At 60.7% G+C, this 16,486-nt stretch carries 17 protein-coding genes; 2 read left to right on the top strand and 15 right to left on the bottom strand.

Annotated features, from left to right (window positions below; all coding sequences use genetic code 11):
• Nucleotides 1–167 precede the first annotated feature (167 nt).
• The gene (locus tag ACI77H_RS23805) at nt 168–2,051 is read left to right on the top strand and encodes a TonB-dependent receptor domain-containing protein (protein WP_407014110.1); all 1,884 of its coding nucleotides are present in this window, start codon (nt 168–170) and stop codon (nt 2,049–2,051) included.
• Between the two features lie 55 nt (nt 2,052–2,106).
• Here ACI77H_RS23805 and ACI77H_RS23800 read toward each other — a convergent pair whose 3' ends face one another.
• Genes ACI77H_RS23800 through ACI77H_RS23770 form a run of 7 tightly spaced genes read right to left on the bottom strand, consistent with a single transcriptional unit; the run spans nt 2,107 to nt 9,683 of the window.
• Nucleotides 2,107–3,288, bottom strand: coding sequence for a pyridoxal phosphate-dependent aminotransferase (locus tag ACI77H_RS23800; RefSeq protein WP_407014109.1), 1,182 nt, complete (start codon nt 3,286–3,288; stop codon nt 2,107–2,109).
• Nucleotides 3,289–3,337: 49 nt separating this feature from the next.
• Complete coding sequence (locus ACI77H_RS23795; protein ID WP_407014108.1) at nt 3,338–4,027, bottom strand: ABC transporter permease; 690 nt, start codon at nt 4,025–4,027, stop codon at nt 3,338–3,340.
• Between the two features lie 12 nt (nt 4,028–4,039).
• Nucleotides 4,040–4,753, bottom strand: a complete 714-nt coding sequence (locus ACI77H_RS23790; RefSeq protein ID WP_407014107.1) for an ABC transporter permease — start codon at nt 4,751–4,753, stop codon at nt 4,040–4,042.
• 39 nt (nt 4,754–4,792) lie between these two features.
• A complete protein-coding gene (locus tag ACI77H_RS23785) occupies nt 4,793–5,563 on the bottom strand; it encodes a transporter substrate-binding domain-containing protein (protein WP_407014106.1) in 771 nt (256 codons plus the stop codon).
• A 54-nt stretch (nt 5,564–5,617) separates the two neighbouring features.
• Nucleotides 5,618–6,430: an ABC transporter ATP-binding protein gene (locus ACI77H_RS23780; protein WP_407014105.1), complete on the bottom strand. Its 813-nt coding sequence runs from the start codon at nt 6,428–6,430 to the stop codon at nt 5,618–5,620.
• Between the two features lie 33 nt (nt 6,431–6,463).
• Complete coding sequence (locus tag ACI77H_RS23775; protein ID WP_407014104.1) at nt 6,464–8,047, bottom strand: amidohydrolase; 1,584 nt, start codon at nt 8,045–8,047, stop codon at nt 6,464–6,466.
• A gap of 34 nt (nt 8,048–8,081) precedes the next feature.
• Complete coding sequence (locus ACI77H_RS23770; protein ID WP_407014103.1) at nt 8,082–9,683, bottom strand: 5-guanidino-2-oxopentanoate decarboxylase; 1,602 nt, start codon at nt 9,681–9,683, stop codon at nt 8,082–8,084.
• A 251-nt stretch (nt 9,684–9,934) separates the two neighbouring features.
• Here ACI77H_RS23770 and ACI77H_RS23765 point away from each other — a divergent pair, with 251 nt between their 5' ends.
• Nucleotides 9,935–11,053, top strand: coding sequence for a succinylglutamate desuccinylase/aspartoacylase family protein (locus tag ACI77H_RS23765; protein ID WP_407014102.1), 1,119 nt, complete (start codon nt 9,935–9,937; stop codon nt 11,051–11,053).
• 59 nt (nt 11,054–11,112) lie between these two features.
• Here ACI77H_RS23765 and ACI77H_RS23760 read toward each other — a convergent pair whose 3' ends face one another.
• The 8 genes from ACI77H_RS23760 to ribE all read right to left on the bottom strand — a co-directional run bounded on the left by ACI77H_RS23760 (nt 11,113) and on the right by ribE (nt 16,424).
• Nucleotides 11,113–11,913: a cobalamin-binding protein gene (locus ACI77H_RS23760; protein ID WP_407014101.1), complete on the bottom strand. Its 801-nt coding sequence runs from the start codon at nt 11,911–11,913 to the stop codon at nt 11,113–11,115.
• Complete coding sequence (locus ACI77H_RS23755) at nt 11,913–12,332, bottom strand: MFS transporter (RefSeq protein ID WP_407014100.1); 420 nt, start codon at nt 12,330–12,332, stop codon at nt 11,913–11,915. The genes ACI77H_RS23760 and ACI77H_RS23755 overlap by 1 nt, the downstream gene beginning before the upstream one ends.
• On the bottom strand, nt 12,329–12,946 hold the full coding sequence (gene ribA / locus ACI77H_RS23750; RefSeq protein WP_407014099.1) for a GTP cyclohydrolase II: 618 nt from the start codon (nt 12,944–12,946) through the stop codon (nt 12,329–12,331). The genes ACI77H_RS23755 and ribA overlap by 4 nt, the downstream gene beginning before the upstream one ends.
• A 252-nt stretch (nt 12,947–13,198) precedes the next feature.
• Complete coding sequence (locus ACI77H_RS23745; protein ID WP_407014098.1) at nt 13,199–13,936, bottom strand: substrate-binding periplasmic protein; 738 nt, start codon at nt 13,934–13,936, stop codon at nt 13,199–13,201.
• A gap of 21 nt (nt 13,937–13,957) precedes the next feature.
• On the bottom strand, nt 13,958–14,461 hold the full coding sequence (locus ACI77H_RS23740; RefSeq protein ID WP_008033735.1) for a phosphatidylglycerophosphatase A: 504 nt from the start codon (nt 14,459–14,461) through the stop codon (nt 13,958–13,960).
• Nucleotides 14,458–15,423: a thiamine-phosphate kinase gene (gene thiL, locus ACI77H_RS23735; RefSeq protein ID WP_407014299.1), complete on the bottom strand. Its 966-nt coding sequence runs from the start codon at nt 15,421–15,423 to the stop codon at nt 14,458–14,460. The genes ACI77H_RS23740 and thiL overlap by 4 nt, the downstream gene beginning before the upstream one ends.
• Before the next feature lie 27 nt (nt 15,424–15,450).
• Complete coding sequence (gene nusB, locus ACI77H_RS23730; RefSeq protein ID WP_008033741.1) at nt 15,451–15,951, bottom strand: transcription antitermination factor NusB; 501 nt, start codon at nt 15,949–15,951, stop codon at nt 15,451–15,453.
• Nucleotides 15,948–16,424, bottom strand: a complete 477-nt coding sequence (ribE, locus tag ACI77H_RS23725) for a 6,7-dimethyl-8-ribityllumazine synthase (protein WP_003185938.1) — start codon at nt 16,422–16,424, stop codon at nt 15,948–15,950. Before ribE ends, nusB begins: the two co-directional genes overlap by 4 nt.
• Nucleotides 16,425–16,486 lie beyond the last annotated feature (62 nt).

The following is a 16,486-nucleotide window of genomic DNA, read 5'->3' as shown; positions in this document are numbered from 1 at the left end:
CACCTGACACATGCAAAACCCTGTGGGAGCGGGCTTGCCCGCGATAGCGGAATGACAGTCAACTTATTCATTGACTGACACACCGTCATCGCGGGCAAGCCCGCTCCCACATTGGTTTCGAACAACCTTCAAAAATGTGTTCGCTTTAAAGCGTCAACGGACTGCCCATGAAACTCTCCCCCCTCGTCCTGGCGCTGACGCTTCTGCCGTCCGGCCCACTGCTGGCCGACACCTTCGAGCGCGACCAGGCCCTGAAGCTGCCTGACGTGCTGATCAGCGCCAACCGCCAGGTCGAAGCGCGCAACGACAGCAGCGCCGCCAACACCGTGTTCACCCGCGACGACATCGACCGTCTGCAACCGGGCAGCGTCACTGACTTGCTGAGTCGGGTGCCAGGGGTGCAAGTCGGGCAAACCGGCGGGCGCGGCAGTCTGCCGGGGATTTACCTTCGCGGCACCAAATCGGCGCAGAGCCTGGTGCTGGTGGACGGCCAACGCATTGGTAACTCGACTTCCGGCGACAGCAACCTGCAACACATCAACATCGAACAGGTCGAGCGCGTGGAAGTGCTGCGCGGCTCCCGTTCGGTGATTTACGGCAGCGATGCGATTGGCGGGGTGATCCAGATTTTCACCCGCCGTGGCACCGAACAAGGCCTGCAACCGCGTCTGCATATGGGTTTTGGCAGCAATCAGACGTGGGAGCGCAGCCTCGGCGTGTCCGGGGGCGATGAGCAAACCCGCTTCAACCTGGGGGCCAGCCTCGATGAAACCGCCGGGATCAATCGCACCCATGAGTCGTATCCCAGCGACGGCGATCACGATGAATACCGCAATCAATCGGTCAGTTTGAGCCTGAGCCACGCCCTCACCGATGACATGGAAGTTGGCGCCAACGTGCTGGATAACCGCGGTAAAAGTGAGTTCGACAATCCGTTCGGCCGCTTCGACATGGACACTTTCGAGTCAGTCCAGCAGCAGCCCTACAGCGATTTTGCCGTGAGCAGCATAAGCAGCTACGTAGACGCTCGGGTTAACGACCTGTGGAAAACCCGCATTGAGTTCGGCCACAGTGAAAACCGTGAAAAGACCCTCGATAAACTCAGCGATGAGCGCAGCGTGTTCAACACCTACCGCGATTCGGTGAACTGGCAAAACGACCTGACGCTCAATGATCGCAACAGCCTGATCCTTGGGGGCGACTGGTACGAAGACCGCATCAACAGCAACACGCCGTTCGACGAGGACAGTCGCTGGAACCGCGCGGCGTTTATCCAGCATCGCTATCAGGCGGACAGTTTCTCTACGGAGTTGGGGTTGCGCCGCGACCAGAACCAGCAATTCGGCGGCCAGAACAGCTGGAGCGGCACGTTCACGCTGCCCTTGAACCCGGACAACGATGTGCTGTTGACCTACAGCGAAGGCTTCCGCGCGCCGACCTTCAACGACCTGTACTACCCAGATTTCGGCAATCCAGATCTCAAACCCGAGACTTCGAAGAGTTACGAACTGCAATGGCGTAGCCAGTTGACCGAGACCATTCGACTGGAAGCTTCGCTGTATCGCACTGACCTTGAAGACGCGATTATCTTCGGCAGCAACTCACGACCGCAGAACGTCGCCTCGGCACGCATCAACGGTTTCGAGGCGGCATTGAAGCAGGAGTTGTTCGGCTGGCAAAGCAACCTGGGTGTGGCGATCATCGACCCTCGGGACCGCGACAGTGGGCACACTCTAGCCCGTCGGGCGCGGCGCACCTTGAGTCTGGATCTGGATCGGCAGTTTGATCGGCTGGGTCTTGGCGCCAGCTGGCAGGCGGTGAGCAGCAGCTATGACGATGAAAACAACCTGCAGCTCTTGGGAGGTTATGCGCTGTTAGGGTTGCGCAGTAGTTGGGCGTTGAATCGCGAGATCCAGCTGGAGCTGAAGGTGGATAATCTGCTGGACAAGGGTTACAGCCGTGCGCAGTACAGCTATGACGGCAGTCAGTATGGGTATCGCGAGGAAGGTCGGGCCTGGATGTTCGGGGTGACGTGGACGCCGCAGATCTGACCTTGAGCTGTTTCAGGCCAGAGCTTCGGCATCACGGATCAGCTGATGCCGCTCCTCAGCGGCGCGCCTGAAGGCCATTGACAAACCGGGCGATGCGACCACAGGCATCGCTCAAGGCGGCATCGGAAACGGTAAACGAGATCCGCACAAAACCGGCGGTACTGGCGCCGAACGCGCTGGCGTCGAGAACTGCAACGCCGGTTTCACGGAACAGCTGCCAGGCGAAATCGGTGCTCGACAGTCCGCTTTCTCGTACATCCACCAACATGAACATGCCGGCCTCGGGCACCTTGCACTTGAGCAGCGGCACATGACGCAGCCCTTCGACCACCAGGTCGCGACGTCGGCGATACAGGGCCCGTGCCTGGCTGACCACTTGCTCATCGAGCTCCAGTGCCTTGAGCGCGGCAGCCTGGATAAAGCCCGGCAAGCCGTAGAGCATGCATAGCAGCAGGTTATCCAGGTGCCCGATCAATTCCTGCGGCCCCACCACCCAGCCTACCCGCCATCCGGTCATGGCGTGGGATTTGGACAGACTGTTGAGCACCACGGTGCGCTCGGCCATCCCTTCAAGGGTCGCCACGCTCTGGTGCGGACGGTCGTAGGTAAGCTGGCCGTAGACCTCATCGCTGATCACCCACAGATTGTGGCGCTGAGCGACCAGTGCCACGGCTTCCAGTTCTTCGCGGGTGTAGACGTTGCCGGTGGGATTGTTAGGCGTGGCCAGGGCAATACCGCGGGTCTTGTCGGTAATCACCGCTTCGATGGCCCCCAGGGTCAGGCGGAAATCATTTTCCGCCGGCTGCGCTATCGGCACCAGGCGCGCGCCCGAGGCCTGGATGCTTGCCTCGTACGTCAGGTACATCGGCGCGGGCACCAGCACTTCATCACCCTGCTCGAACAGGCACATGGCGGTAGCGTACAAGCCATTCTGCGCCCCGGCCACCAAGGCTACGTTGTCGGCAGACACCGGCTGACCGAGCAAAACCGCTTGCTTGGCGGCAATGGCTTCGCGCAGCTCAGGCCGGCCGATCACGTGGGTGTAATGAGTGTCACCGGCGTTGATGGCCTGGACTGCTGCCGCGCAAATTTCATCGGCTGTGGCGAAATCCGGATCGCCGATGCTCAGCACGATTGCATCTTCACCCCGCGCCTGCGCATCACACGCGGCGTAGTGGATGTCCCAGGCAGTGACGGTTTCACCACTGATGCGCTTGACCATGGATGAGTATTTCATATGAAACTCCTTAAAAACCCTCGGGCCGACGTTTCAATCGATTTTGAAGTCAGGCCTGACGTTGGGGCGTCTTGCCGATACGGGCAAAACCTTGTTCGATGACAATCGCCAGAATGATGTAGATCACAGCCACCACCAGCAGCGGTTCGTAGACCCGCAACGTTTGCGCACGTACCAGGTTCGCCGCGCCGAGCAGATCGGTCACGGCTACAGTCGAAGCCAGTGCCGTGGCCTTGAGCAGCATCACGCTCTCGCCCGCCAGCGTCGGGCGCAGCATCTGCAGCGCCCGTGGCATCCACACTCGACGCAGTACCAGCCACGGCCGCATGCCGTAAGCCCGCGCCGCTTCCAGCTCACCGCGTGGCACCGCCCGCAACCCACCTCGCAGCACTTCGCCCACGTACGCCGAAACGCTCAGGGTCAGGGCAAACGCGACGTACCAGAAGCCTTCACGCAGATACGGCCAGAACACGCTGCCGCGTATCAGGGGAAAGGTCGCGAAGACGCTGCCGACGCCGTAATACAGCACGTAGATCTGCACCAGCAACGGCGTGCCGCGCAGCACGCTGGTGTAAAAACGCAGGCCATTGGCCACAAAGCGATGCTTGGACAACCGCCCCAAAGCCACGCCCACTGCCATCAGGAAACCGAAAAAACCCGAGATCAGCAGTAACTGAAGGGTTAGCCCGACGCCCCTGACCAACTCGCCGTAAAAACTGCTCAACCAGTGAAAATCCATGACCAGCCTCCCTTATGCGTGCCGTGGCATCCAGCGCTCGAAGCGAACTTCGACCTGCCGGAACACCGAACCGGAAACCAGTGTGATCAGGTAATAGAACGCGGCAACCGCGAGGTAAAACAGCAAGTAGTGTTTGGTCGACGCCGCTGCCTGGCGACCCGCCGTCAAGAGTTCGCTGTAACCGACCACGCTGATCAGCGCGCTTTCCTTGATCAGTACCAGCCAAAGGTTGGACAGACCCGCGATAGCAAACGGCAACATGCTCGGCAGGATCACCCGCCGCACCAGCAGGCTGCGGGTGATGCCGTAGGAACGTGCAGCTTCGATCTGACCATGGGGAATCGACTCAATGGCCCCACGGATGATTTCACCCGAGTAAGCACCCTGCACAATCCCCAGCACCACGATGGCCGCCATGAAACCGTTGATTTCGACGCTCGGTTGACCGAGTGCCGCCATCGTCAGATTGATCAGGTCGGCGCCGGCGTAGTACAGCAGCAGAATCAGTAGCAACTCCGGCACTGCGCGGTACAAGGTGGTGTAACAATTGGCGCAGACCACCATCCAGCGAGGGCCCTTGAGCTTGACCATCGCCACGATCAAGCCAATCGCCAGTCCCAGGATAAAGGCGCCCACGGAAATGCCCAGGGTTTTCACCATGCCTTGCGCCAGGGCCTGGAGCCAGCCGTCGGCAATGAACAGCCGGGAAATGTCAGATAACGTCATGAGCCCTCCTTCGCAGGACTTGCTGGAGCGACCGGTTCACTAAAGGGCCGAGATGTCGGTCTTGAAGTAACGCTGACGGATTTTTTCGTAGCTGCCGTCATCACGCAGCGATTGCAGCGCCACGTTCAAACGTTCGCGCAGCGCATCGTTACCCTTGCGCACACCGGCACCGACGCCATCGCCGAACAGAGGATCAAGCGGGGCCACTCCTTTGCTGGCGAGCATCGAGTTGTCGGGGTTGTCCAGCAACGGCTCTACCACTAACTGGTCCGCCAGCATGATGTCGACGCGACCGCTGCGCAGGTCGGCAAGGATGTCGTCCTGATCGTTGTAGTAACGCACTGTCGATTCGCCGTAGTACTTCTTGACGAAAGCTGCATGGGTGGTCGAACCCTGTACACCGATGATCTTGCCTTTGAGGCCGGCCGGCGTCGGGTCGAGTTCAATGGCGCGATCACCGATCCACAAGGCGCGGGTAAAGAAATACGGCTGGGTAAAATCGATCACCTGCTGGCGTTCCGGGGTGATCGACAGCGAGTTGAGCACCACGTCCACTTGCTGGGACTTGAGCGCCGGGATCAAGCCGTCCCAGGACATTTCATTGAGTTTGCAATCGGCCTTCATACGCTCGCAAACGGCGGTGATCATCTCGGGCTCAAAGCCGCTCCAATCACCCTTGCCGCTCTTGAACGAAAACGGCGGATAGGGTTCCAGGGCGATGCCGAACACCAGTTTGTCGGCGGCGACCGCGGTGCTCGCGATACCGGCTAACAGGCAGGCTTGCAGGGTAACCAACAGTGTTTTTTTCATGTTTGAATGCCTCATTCTGGTTATTGATATCGAGGTTGAAACAATCGGTGCGGCTTACCCGCGGTTGTCCTGCGCCATCACGAACTGCCGGCAGCGCTCGCTGCGCGGGTCCAGCAACACTTGCGAAGGTGGGCCCTCTTCCTCGACCCGCCCCTGATGCAGGTAAATCACCTTGCTCGATACATCGCGGGCAAATGCCATCTCGTGGGTCACCAGAATCATCGTGCGCCCCTCTTCGGCGATGCCCTGGATCACTCGCAGTACTTCGCCGACCAACTCAGGGTCCAGGGCCGATGTCGGCTCATCGAACAACATCACTTGCGGACGCATGGCCAAGGCTCGGGCAATGGCCACCCGCTGCTGCTGCCCTCCGGAAAGGAACGCCGGGTAGACGTTGCGCTTGTCGATCAAGCCGACTTTTTCCAGCAGCTGTTCGGCGTGCGAGGTGGCTTCCTTGCGGTCTTCGCCGAGCACGTACACCGGCGCTTCGATGACGTTTTCCAGCACCGTGCGGTGCGGCCACAGGTTGAAGCTCTGGAACACCATGCTCAGGCGGGTACGCAGCCGCTCTACCTGGCGCGGGTCGGCGACCTGCGCGACGCCATTGCGGCCGGTTTTCAAGCCAACCGTTTCGCCGTTGATTCTCAGGCTGCCGCTGCAGGGGATTTCCAGCAGGTTGATGCAGCGCAACAAGGTACTTTTGCCCGAGCCGCTGGACCCGATCAGCGAGACCACTTCGCCCTCTTTGGCGCGCATCGAAATGCCCTTGAGCACGTGGTGATCGGCATAGCTTTTGTGCAGGTCGTCTATAGCGACAACAGAGGTATCTGTTTCCTGCTGCGGGATGTTCACGTTGAGTGCTTGCACGTCTGGCTCCTCGAATTCTTGTTGTTATGCGAACTACTCGTCTTCCCGGGCGGGAATCCACCATTCCTCACCGCGCACGGTGCGGATGTACTCCGGCCAGCGGAAACGATGAGGCGCCTGGAAATCGGCCGGCAACAAGGGTGCCTGCCAATGCTCGCCACCTATGCCACCGCCGGTGCGCTGGATGAACTCAGCCTTGGCGGCGCTCAGCAACTCGTCACGGCAGAACAGATCAAGCAAGGTGGCGGCGATGGTTTTCGAGGCCACGTAAATCATCGGGTCGATGGTCTGGGGTATGCCGCCTAGGGCATTGGAAACCCAGTCCGGGTACACGTGGCCCGCGGGCGCGGCAAGCATCGGCCGAGCCACCAACAGGCGCACAGTCGGGCAATGCCAGGTGTATTCGGGATAGTCGTCGGAGGTCAGGTACTTCTGCCATGCCGGCATTTGCAGGCGCATCTGCCGCTCGCATTCCTGTGGCTCGATCAATTGTTCGATGGCAGGCAGGAACGGTTCGGGCATCGGCTTGAGCCCCAGATTGCCCTGGATTTCCCGGGCGATGTCACAGGCTTCGCGTCCCCACTGTGGGGCTCCGATGGCCGCCAGGTTGTCGTAGGTCGCCTGCGCGAGGACATGGTTGGCCAGGCCGCCGCGGGATTTGCAAACCCAGGTCTTTTTCCACTGGCATCCGGTGGCCATCGCAGCAGCGGCGGCATTGTTGTCCATAACCGAAGAAATGGTTTCGGCCTGTTCGATCGAATCGCAACGCAGCAGATACTGGATCTGCGACAAGTGCGGTGGCAGGTTATCGGCCGTGGCCTGCCCGGCCGTGAGGATTGCTTCGTTGTAACTCCACAGACCGGTAAACGGCAGTGTCGATCGGCGCAAGCTTTCGTTGAGGCTATAGAAGTGCATCAACGCATCGTTAGCCCCCGGCGCGCGTGCAGCCAGATGGTTCTGCGGAATCGGACTGTAGCGGTCGGCGGCAATCCAGTTTTCCGGATCTTCGCAGGTGAAGCTGTAAATGTAGGCGTAGGCGATACCGCAATGGGTATCCCAGGTGGTGGTGTTGTTGAGCGGCAGCATGTAGGTGGGGTGAAAGCTGATCGCTGCATCGAGATCGTCGTAGTAACCCTTGGCGGCGTGCACCGGCTTGGAAGCGCGGAGTTTTTCCGCGGGCTCGCCAAAGAAACGGATGGTGCCCTGAATGCCAAACTCCAGCATCGTCGCTTTGGCCGCCAGCACGCCACCGAGGGCACTGATGCCCAGCGCCGAATGCGGATCGGTGTGGCCCGGGGCAAAACGCGACAAACCATCGCGGGGCATCTTGCGCGTCGCGGCGGCCTGGCAATTGCCCGGCACCGCGTCGTATTCGGCGTAGGTCGCCAGTATCGGTCCGTCGCCATTGCTGAAGGTGGCGCAGAAAGCGGTCGGCATTCCGCCGCTGCCTTCTTCTACGGTGAAACCTTCCTTGCGCAGCAACTCTACATACCAGGCGCAGGATTTGTATTCGCGAAACGCGGGTTCCGCGAAGTGCCAGATAATCTGGTGCCAGTGCGACAGTTGTTGGCGATGCCGTTCGATCCAGTCCAGGGCAAATCTTTTTTGCAGTTCCATGCGGTTCACTCCCTCAATTTCAGCGGCGTTGTGCTCAGGCAGACAAGAAAGCGGCGGCGTCCAGCTCCAGCAGCACTGGCTGACGGGTGTCGGCCAGGCTGACAAGCACCTCGCGCAATTGCTCGCGATTGCGTACCGGCAGATGCTCTACGTGACACGACTTGGCCAGGGCGACAAAGTCCGGGGGCAGGATGTCGACACCCAGTGGAGGGATATCACGGGCGGTCATGTAGTCGCGGATCTCGGCATAGCAATGGTTGTTCCACAGCACCACGATCACCCCGGCCCCGGACTCGCGCGCGGCAATCAGTTCGGCACTGGAAAACTGCATGCCGCCGTCGCCCACCACGGCGATGACAGGTCGCTCGGGCATAGCCAGCTTGGCGCCGATGGCAGCCGGCAAACCGTAGCCCAAGGTGCCGAAACCGGTGCCGGCGTTGAACCAGCTATTGGCCTGCGGTGCGCGATAGCCCAGCGCACCCTGGTAAACCGGTTGGGTCGAGTCCCCAACCACAATCGGTGCCGGCAAGCTGTCGCGCAGGGTGTCGAGCATGAGCTGCATGACGTTTTGCTTGGGGCTCCAGCCGGCACGTTCCGCGGCGTTGACCCGGGCGACGCTCGGTTGTGCCCAGTCGCTGGCAGCCGCTTGCGGGAGTGCTGCCAGCAACGCTTGCAAACCTTGTTCGGCATCGCCCAGCAAGCCCACGTCGGCCCGCGCCGCACCGAGAATCTGCAGCGGATCGATGTCCAGGCGAATTAGCGGCGCATTCAACGCCAAACGCCCGAGGCCAAAAAAGTCGTAATCGGTTTCCCCCAGTTCAGTGCCCACCGCCAGCACCACATCGGCCTCTGCAAACAGCTCCCGGCCATGGGCCGACGATTGCACGCCATCGAGTAGCAACGGGTGCTCGGGGGCCAACAGGCCACGGGCGTTGGTGGTCAGCGCGACTGCTGCCTGAAGGCGCTCGGCCAGGGCCTGCAGCGCCTTGCCTGCACGACGTGCACCGCCGCCGGCAAAGATTAATGGCTTGCGCGCCGACGCCAACAACTTCACCGCCGCGTCGATATTCGCCGCGGCCGGAGCTGGCGCTTGCGGCAAGGTGCGTGGGCGCAAATCGAGGTCGTCGGCGGGCATTTCGAGCACGTCCAGAGGGATTTCGATATGCACCGGACGCGGACGCGCACAGGTGAACAGAGCAAAAGCACGGGCCAGCACTTCCGGCAGTTCCTGGGGACGCTGCAGGGTATGGCTAAAGGCGCAAACCCCGGAGACCACGGCGCGCTGGTCGGGCATTTCGTGTAGATAACCATGGCCCAGTCGCTGGTGCTCGCGGCGGCTGGTGGTGGAGATCACCAGCATCGGCACCGAATCGGCGTATGCCTGCCCCATGGCCGTGAGGATATTGGTCATCCCCGGGCCGGTAATTATGAAGCACACCCCCGGCTTGCCGCTGGCGCGGGCATAACCGTCGGCCATGAAACCCGCGCCCTGCTCATGCCGCGGACTGATGTGGCGCAATGAGCTGCCGTGCAAGCCGCGATACAGCTCAACCGTGTGCACGCCGGGAATGCCGAATATCGAGTCCACACCGTAGCCTTCGAGCAAACGAACAAGCGCCTGAGCACAACTGGTCATGCGAGCACCTCTTATTTTTCTTATGGAGGTCAGGCGCAGAAGCGTCTGAATCGAGGGCTCTAGTATTGGTGACAAAATAATTACATCAATCAAATTAAATTTGCACAATTGTCCAATTTATTTGAACAGATACGCCGTCGAAAGCGGGATCGAAAGGATCATTTAGCTCACCATTGAGGGGGAAATTATTCGATTGTGGGGCGCTTTCAATTTCTTAAAGATGGATCGACTACTCCCACAAGGAAGAACCCATGCGCGTCGAATACCATCCTCTGTTGACTCGCACCCCATGCACCCGGCGCGAACTGATCAGCCTGCACTACGGCCAGGCAGGTCGTGCTGGCAAGGTGTACCTGCAAGCCAGCCTGCATGCAGACGAACTACCCGGCATGCTGGCACTGCATCATTTGCGGCAATTGCTGGATCGCGCCGAGACACATGACGAGATCCTTGGCGAAATCGTGCTGGTGCCTATCGCCAACCCGATCGGTCTGGAACAGACCCTGATGCACGATGCCATGGGCCGTTTTGACTTCAACAGTGGCGAGAACTTCAACCGCCGATACCGTGATCTGGCCGCGATGGTCGCCAATCGGCTGGCCGATGAACTGACTGAAGATCCTGATCAGAACCGTCAGATTATTCGCCAGGCCATGCTCGATGCACTGAAACAGATGCACCCTGACAGCGAGATCGAATCCCTGCGCCAGGCGCAATTGCTGCTGGCTATCGATGCCGATGTCGTCCTCGATCTGCATTGCGATGCACAGGCTGTGGTCCACCTCTACGGAGAGACGCCTTGCCGGGCGCAGATCGAACCGCTGGCTCGCTACATCGGCGCCCAGGCCACGCTGCTCGCCGACGGCAGCGGCGCTGGCTCATTCGACGAAGCCTGCGGCCAGCCGTGGTGTCGACTGGCAGAACAATTCGCCGGCCGCGTAGCGATCCCCTCGGGCTGCTTCGCCGCAACAGTCGAATTACGGGGCGAAGCGCAGGTCGAGCACGCACTGGCTGCCCGGGACGCAGCAGCACTTTATGCCTTCCTGCAATACCGCGGCATCATCAAAGGCACGCCTCCACCCATGCCTCCCCTGCTCCAACCGGCCACCCCCTTCGAAGGCTCACTCACCCTGCGTGCGCCCTATGCCGGACTGGTGGTATTCCTGCATCAACCTGGCACCTGGATTGAATGCGGTGAGCCAGTGCTGCACATCATTGATCCCATTAGCGGTGTTACCCAAGTGGTGTGTAGTTCAGTCAGCGGAGTGATGTATATGCGCAGTGCGATCCGGTTTGCGGCGGCCGGGGTAGAGCTGTGCAAGGTGGCAGGGTCGACGGTGCTGGAGGATGGAGTGAGAGTTTCCGCGTGATACCAATCAAGGATCAGTCTCGCAGGAGCGAGCCTGCTCGCGAAGGCTGTGCCTTGGTCTCACCGATCGGGCGCGATCAAATCGCACAACTTGGCAGTTGCCTCGAGCATCTGCCCACTCGGCCGCTCCAGACCTTTGTCAGTGACCAATAGCAATTGTGCTCGCGCCACCGCCGCCACTTGCGGCCAGGATTTCCACTCATCGAGCTGTGCCTGGTCGCTGGCCAGAATCACCTCGGGATTTCGTTGCAACACGGCTTCCATGCTGACTTGCGGCGCCGGCAATGTCAGGTCGGCAAACACATTGCGCGCGCCGCACACGTCCAGCGCATCGCTGATGATCTGCCCGCCGCCGACGGTGTACAGCGGTCGATCCCAGACCTGGTAAAACACCCGCAACGGTTCGTCCCGTCGATAGCGCTGACGCAATGTATCAAGGCGCTGACGCAGATCGCTGGCCAGTGACACGCCACGCTCGGGCCGGCCGAGCTGCGCGGCAATCGCTTCGATTTGCGCGGTCAGTTGTTCAAGACTGTGGGGGTCGGCGACGTACGTGGGGATGTTCAAGCGTTTGAGTTGTTCACGCTGGGCCGGGCCGACGCTGCCGGGCCACAGCAACAACAAATCGGGTTTCAGGCTGAGCAGCCGCTCCATGTTCAACTGGCCGTAGCGGCCAACGGATGGAAGGTGCTTGAGTTCAGCAGGACGATCGCCGGCATCCAGAACACCGACCAGAAGATCAGCCGAACCCAGTTCAACAACGATTTCAGACAGCGACGGCGCGAGGCTGACGACGCGCTCGACCGCAACAGCCGAGCAACTGACGGCCAGCAACAAAACCGCCAGCCCGATACGGCGCATCAGCCGAGTTGACGCGGGATACGGTAGAGGTAGAACAGCACCGTGGTCGACAGCGCCAACAGCACCAACGGCACCGCTTCAAGCCCGACGAAGACAGCCAACGCACCGATCCAGGCCGGTAAACCGGCGGCCAGGAACGCAGTACGACGCTTGGCCGCCAGGACAATCCACGCGGCGGGCTCTTCAGGGGTATCGAGGGCTTTCTGGGTGGCGATCAGTGCGTGTTTGTAGCCACCGAAAAACTTCAGGCTGACAAACATCGAGGCTACACCGGCAATGAACATCGGCATTGCCAGCACCGGCAGGATCGCCTCGCTTTGACCGAATACGCCGTTGATCACGAACAGTGGCAATAAGGCCAGCGCCAGGTATTGCCACCAGTTGACGGACAGTCGCCGCCGGACCTGACCGCGGGTCACGCTCGACCCACCTCGCCCTGATGCTCGTTGCCCATCATGTGGTCGAGCTTGCTGGCCTTGGTGGCCAGGTAGAGTTTGTTATGCGGGTTGTGGCCGGTGTGCAGCGGCACGCGCTCGGCGACGACGATGCCCATGTCGGTCAGGGCTTTGACCTTGCGCGGGTTGTTGGTCATCAGGCGCAGGGATTTCACGCCCAGGTGCTGCAACATCGGCAGGCACATGGCGTAGTCACGCTGGTCGGCGGCAAAGCCCAGGCGCTCGTTGGCTTCAACGGTGTCGGCACCGCCGTCCTGCAATTCATAGGCGCGGATCTTGTTCAGCAGGCCAATGCCACGGCCTTCCTGACGCAAGTACAGCAACACGCCACGGCCTTCGCGGGCGATGGCCTGCAAGGCGGCCTCGAGTTGCGAGCCGCAGTCGCAGCGCTGGCTGAACAAGGCATCGCCGGTCAGGCATTCGGAGTGCAGGCGGCCGAGTACCGGGGCACCGTCGTCGAACTCACCGAGGCTCAGCACGACGTGCTCGCGCCCGTTTTCTTCATCGAGAAAGCCGTGCATGGTGAATTGCGCAAAAGGCGTTGGCAGCTTGGAAGCGGCGACAAAAACGACAGGCACCGGTGTGCTCCTGATCAATAAGTACTGGAGATTCGCAGACGCGGCATTGTAACAGCAGGTTCCTACAGACGCTTAGGCTGAATTATGGGGCATAACGATCTAAAAGTTTGATCCCCGAATGCGCAGCAGGACCTGTAGGAGCCGGCTTGCCGGCGATAGCGACAAGTCAGCTGACAAATTAATCGCGTGAACGGGCGTCATCGCCGGCAAGCCGGCTCCTACAGGATTCGCCGCTCGCAGCGGTGTTTCTGTTCAATTCGAATCAAACGGATACGGCTGCTTCCAGCGTTCGAAAATCGGTTTCAACTGGCCGTTTTTGACCAGCACCTCCATTCGCTGGTCGAACAGCACCATCAATTTCCGTGCCTTAGGCGTATTGGCAAAGCACAGGTACAGCGGCAATTCCGCGATGTGCGTGCGCCGAAACTGGGACGGATCCTTGGCCCGGCGGACCACGTAATCCACCTCGGTCAGCGCGTCGATGTAGTAGTCGGCACGGTTGCGGGTCAGCATCGACAGAATGCCGGTGCGCCGAACAACTTCGTTATAGCGGCTGACGTTGGGCAGGTAATTCTGGAAATCGTAGCCGCGGACCCAGGCCAGTCGATAATTGCCCAGGGTCTCCGGGGTCGGTGCCGGATTACTGGCCAGCCCCAGGGCATAGATGTGATCGGTGTCGTAATTCCAGCGCGGATACAGCAGGTCGCTGACTTCGTCGCGATAGCCGCCGACACAGGCGTCCACTTCGCCACGCTGTGCCAGGCCGATGGCGCGAATGTAGGGTTCAGTGCGGATGTCCAGTTTGACGCCGGCCGGCTCGAAGACTTCGCGCAACACGTCCCAACCCAGGCCATGGCCATCGGCGGCGGTGTAGTCTTCCCAGTCTTCGCTGGCGAGATGAATCACCGATGGCGTGGTCACTGCCTCACCCGCCTGGGTGAGCGAAGCAAACAGTGCGAAAACCATCACAGCCAACCAGCGTCGAGCCATCCTAGTCCCCTGTTCCGCCACTCAGGCGAAAATCCATACCAGCCCCTGCATCGCCAACCACGCAAATACACCGGCCAATACGTCGTCGAGCATGATCCCGACGCCGCCGTGCACATGCCGGTCGATCCAGTGAATCGGCCACGGCTTGAGAATGTCGAAAAAGCGGAACACCAGAAAACCCGCGAGCAACCAGTACCAGCCTTCCGGCACCAGCCACAGGGTGATCCACATCCCGACCATTTCGTCCCAGACGATGCCTTCGTGGTCGTGCACGCGCAAATCGTCGGCCACTTTGCCGCACAGCCAGAAGCCGAACAGCATGGTGATGCCCAGCATCAGCCAGTAACCCCAGTCGGGCAGCATCTGCCACAACGGGATAAAGGGTAGCGCAACTAACGAACCCCAGGTGCCCGGTGCCTTTGGCAGGGTGCCCGAGCCGAAGCCGAATGCCAGGAAATGCCAGGGATTGCGCCAGACCGACGGCGGTACGAATTCCGCCGGAACCTGTTTGGGATGATCTGTCACGGTGTCTCCCGAAAATGTTGGTAACCCCGGGTTTGCGGGGTGATGTCTTGTCCAGCGGCATCCAGCAGCACAACGCCCTGCCCGGCCACCACACGCCCGATCACGTGGATCGGCCATCCTTTGGCCACCAGGGATGGCAACTCGACGGGCGGTAAGGTGAAGGCCAGGACATAGTCGTCACCACCGCTCAGGGCGGCCTCTTCAGCGCCCGCGTGACCGAGGAAAGCCACTAAAGCTTTCGACAGCGGCAATCGATCCCGTTCAACCTGAATGCCGACCTTCGACGCGAGTGCGATGTGCCCGCAGTCGGCGAGCAAACCGTCGGAGATGTCCAGCGCCGAGGTGGCTTTACCGCGCAACGCCTGACCCAACGCGAGTTGCGGCTGCGGCGACCAGTAATGTGCCTGCAGCGGATCAGCGATGGCGGCTTCAGCCGTGCGCTGACCGAGCACCAGCGGCAACGCACCGGCGGCGTTGCCCAGTTCACCGCCGACACAAAGCAAATCGCCTGGCTGCGCGCCGCTACGGGTCAGCGCCAAACCACCCGGTACACGCCCGAACACGGTCATGGTCAGGCTCAACGGCCCACGGGTGGTATCGCCCCCCACCAGCGCCACGCCGCAGCTCTGCGCCATGCGGTTCAAACCACGGGCATACGCGTCCAGCCAATCGGCGGTCACCGTCGGCAAGGTCAGGGCAAGGGTAAAGGCAACGGGGGTGGCGCCCATGGCAGCCAGGTCGCTGACGGCCACGGCCAGCGAGCGCTGACCGAGCAGAAACGGGTCGCAAGGGTCTGCGAAATGCACACCGGCCACAAGTGTGTCGGTGGAAATGGCCAACTGCTCCCCAGGGGGAACAGCGAGCAAGGCGCAGTCATCGCCGATCCCGAGGGCAACGCCTTCGCCGCCCTGTGCACAAGGCGCGGCGGCGAAGAAATTGCGGATCAGCTCAAACTCACCCATGGCTGAGACAAAGAGTTCAAGCGCCAATCAGCGCTTGAACGCCTTCACTTCAGCTTCACGCAGACGCGGGGCCAGCTTGTCGAGCACACCGTTGACGAACTTGTGGCCGTCGGTGGAACCGAAGACTTTCGCCAGCTCGATACCTTCGTTGATCACAACGCGGTAAGGGACGTCGACACGCTCAAGCAGTTCCCAGGTCGACAGGCGCAATACCGCCAGTTCAACCGGGTCCAGCTCTTCGATAGTCAGGTCCAGGCAAGGCTTGAGCGCGGCGTCGATCTTGTCCTTCTGCGCGGGAACCCCGTGGAGGATTTCACGGAAGTAGGCGCCATCGACATCGCTGAAATCGTTATCGACCCGGAACTGCGCTTCGATCTCGTTCAGCGACTGCTTGGCCATATGCCATTGGTACAGCGCCTGAGTCGCGAGCTGCCGGGCTTCGCGGCGCTTGACGCTTTTCGATGGCTTGCCGGCGTCCGCAGGCTTTGGATCGCGCGGGTTGAAACGATCGCTTTCGTCGCTAATCACTTGGCCTCCAACTGCGCCAGCAGGCTGACCATTTCCAGAGCGGACAGGGCAGCTTCGGCACCTTTGTTACCGGCCTTGGTGCCGGAACGTTCGATGGCTTGCTCGATGGAATCAACGGTCAGTACGCCGAAGGCGACCGGTACGCCGAATTCCATGGACACCTGGGCCAGGCCCTTGGTGCATTCACCCGCCACGTATTCGAAGTGCGGAGTACCGCCACGAATGACCGCGCCCAGGGCGATGATTGCCGCGTACTCGCCCTTCTGAGCGACTTTCTGCGCAACCAGCGGAATTTCGAAGGCGCCAGGCGCACGGATGATGGTGATGTCGCTTTCGCTCACGCCATGGCGAACCAGGGCATCAACTGCACCGCTGACCAGGCTTTCAACGACGAAGCTGTTGAAACGGCCTACTACCAAAGCGTAGCGGCCTTTAGGGGCGATGAAGGTACCTTCGATGGTCTTCAGGGTCATTCGTTAGATCTCTTAAAGAGCCGGGACGCGTTTTCTACGCGTCCCTCAGTGATGTGTTAACC

It is taken from the genome of Pseudomonas sp. O230 (assembly GCF_045447035.1).
Taxonomy (GTDB): domain Bacteria; phylum Pseudomonadota; class Gammaproteobacteria; order Pseudomonadales; family Pseudomonadaceae; genus Aquipseudomonas.
The sequence above is the reverse complement of the archived record's forward strand: the minus strand, read 5'-3'. Positions and strand labels throughout refer to the sequence as shown.